This is a genomic window from Sulfurovum sp. (assembly GCF_041551015.1).
Classification (GTDB): Bacteria; Campylobacterota; Campylobacteria; order Campylobacterales; family Sulfurovaceae; genus Sulfurovum.
The window spans coordinates 1-2685 of sequence record NZ_JBFENQ010000187.1; the positions used below are offsets into that span (position 1 = coordinate 1).

Consider the following 2685-nt stretch of genomic DNA (forward strand, 5'->3'; position numbering starts at 1 on the left):
CCTACAACGATACCCACTTCAACACCGTTGTCTACAAGTTCTTTAATCTCACCTGCAATAAAATTGAGAATCTGAGTATCAATACCATACCCTTCTTCACCCGCCAATGCTTCACCAGAAAATTTTACCAATACTCTTTTAATCACAGATGCACCTTTATATAATTTCGCGATTATATCCAAATGTGGTTTAGGAGGGGTTTAAACTATTAAAACCCTATATCTTAATCAGCTTTAATGGGTTGATATGTTTAGAGTCTTTTGTCGCCTGAAAAATAAGCTTTTCATTTACTTTTCCTACCACATATCCTTTTTGTATTTTAGCTCCAACATGTATAGTAGGAGCGATTTTAGAAAGTCCCGCATAGACAGTATGTATCTTTTTACTATGTGACACAACCACTACTTTTCCAAGCATACTGCTTTGCCCGGCAAAGACCACTTTCCCATTGAGGATATTTTGTACTTTAGAATTTACAGTAGGAGATTGCAAAGTGATAGATTCATTAAAAATTTTTATCTTATAAATAGGATCCACATACGTACCAAACTTCTTCACTAGCTTTGCTCCAGGTAAAGGGGATATCGTTCTATCACCACTATATGCATACGTTTTAGAAGGTGTATACGAAGAGTTTACCTGCCTGACTTTTTCACTCTCTTTATAGACTTTTTTATTCTCTTTTTCTGCCTCTTTTGCCGCCAAAAGTGCTTTTCTTCTAGCTTCTTCTGTTTTTGCCTGCTTCAAAGCTTCTTGGGCATTTCTTGCCTTGGTACGGGCCAATGCCTTAGCTTCACGTATCTCTCGTTGTCTCTTTTTTTCAAGACGCATTGCCTCTTTTTCTGCGGCAGCTCTTTTACGTGACTCTTCCACTTCTTGTGTATGTAATATATTCAGTTTTGCCAACGTTGAACGAAGAGAATTCTGTTTATCCACGATCTTTTCAAGTTTTGCATTGTATTTCTCTTCATCCTTGGAGAGTTTTTTACGCAACTTCTCTTTGGCTAGCTTTTTTTGTGCATACTCTTCTCTTTTTTTAACAATAAGATTAATCTCATTTCTGGTTTTGTTACGTAACACAACTTTATCATTTTTCTGTTTTCTAAGCTTCTCAATATCAACACTGAGTGTAGCTAATATCTTACTGTTATGTTTTTTGTATGCAATATAGACTTCTTGCGAAAGGATAGATTCCCGTGTAGGTTCATGTGCCTGTTCCATAGCAAATATAATAGAGAACTGTTCAGAAAGCAAGGAGATAAATGCCTGATGTTTTTCTTCTAACGCTTGGCTAGTCAATGCTAAGTCTTTCTCAGACTGACTTAACTCATTTTTTAACACTTCGTATTTTTGTTCTGATCTCTCTTGGTCACGTTCAAGACTATCCAGCTTTTTTTCAAGATACACAATGTCTTTTTCTGCAGATTGGATATCTTTAGCGATCTTACTTAATTGTCTGGTCGCCTTCTTTTTGGCAGATGATGTAACTGATAGATTTTTTTTCGAGTCTTCGATCTTCGCAACTGTTGATGCACCATAAAGCAACCCTACAGTGACAAAAAAAATAAGGATGAAGGATTTCACTCCTGCACTCCCTTATTACTAAATACTACAGTGTAAACAGCAATAATAACGATCAAAATTGAAGAACCTAACAAAATACCTATATCAGTAAACTTGAAAAGCGCTTCTTTGTTTTGCATCATAATATCTATACCACTCTCCGCAGCCCAATAAAATTTAGTATAAAAGAATATAGCACTTACCAATATCGTTGCAAATATTGCATCTACAAACGCTACTCTAAAGAGCACCCCCGATCTAAGCATCATAGGCGCACCAAATATTTCCATAACCTGCATACGCTCTTTGTGTGCATATTTCCAGATCTCCATTTGCTTGATAATTAAAAAGAGACTCACAATAGCCATAAAAATAATAAATACTTTTAATATAAATTTGATAAAAGAGAAAAGTCTATAATTGGAATTATAACTGCTCCCAAATGTCTCCACCTTCTTAATATTAATATCAGATTCAAGATCTTTTTTAATCTTTTCCAACTCAGAGGTATGTAGATACGAATCAAGTCCAAGGTTATAAAAATAAGGTAATGCAGCCAATATTTCCTCACCACTGCTTTTACTTATACCTTTGGCAACCTCAAAGACAATATACTCACGTTTGATATTCTCAGATGTACTTATGTGTCCATTAAGTGTTTGAAAGACAGAGAGTTCCATAGGCTTTTGTGCAACAACAAGCATTGAATAGCCTTCTTTAAGACCTTTTTCATACGAGTTGGTTGTACGGTCAAATACGAAATAAAATTCAATACCCAATAAGATCGCCATCAGTGGCAGTATAAACATAAGATGATTTTTAATGAACTTCATATACACCCTTACTCTCTATAATAAAATGTCTATATGGCAGTGAGAAGATCGTTGGGATCTTATGTGTTACGACCAAAACGGTTGTATCTAGTTGCTGACATGCATTTTCCATCAAATCCCAAATCACATTGGATGAGTAATCATCAAGGTTACCCGTAGGTTCATCTGCCAAGATCACCACTGGATTTTTTGACAATGCCCTTGCCACTCCCACACGCTGTTGTTCTCCACCACTGAGTTCCAATGGATATCTATTAGCATGTTCAGCAAGTTTCACATGTTTAAGAAG

General features: G+C 35.8%; 3 protein-coding genes and 1 pseudogene. All 4 read right to left on the reverse strand.

Features of this window, described 5'->3' with window-relative positions:
* Window positions 1-146 (reverse strand): annotated as a pseudogene (locus ABZC96_RS09515) (UMP kinase); the annotation flags it as partial.
* Between the two features lie 70 nt (window positions 147-216).
* A complete protein-coding gene (locus ABZC96_RS09520; RefSeq protein WP_373030730.1) occupies window positions 217-1584 on the reverse strand; it encodes a peptidoglycan DD-metalloendopeptidase family protein in 1368 nt (455 codons plus the stop codon).
* Window positions 1581-2396, reverse strand: coding sequence for a cell division protein FtsX (locus tag ABZC96_RS09525; protein WP_373030732.1), 816 nt, complete (start codon window positions 2394-2396; stop codon window positions 1581-1583). The genes ABZC96_RS09520 and ABZC96_RS09525 overlap by 4 nt, the downstream gene beginning before the upstream one ends.
* The coding region (locus ABZC96_RS09530) for an ATP-binding cassette domain-containing protein (RefSeq protein WP_373030733.1) at window positions 2383-2685 on the reverse strand (303 nt) is incomplete at its 5' end. The genes ABZC96_RS09530 and ABZC96_RS09525, both read right to left, overlap by 14 nt.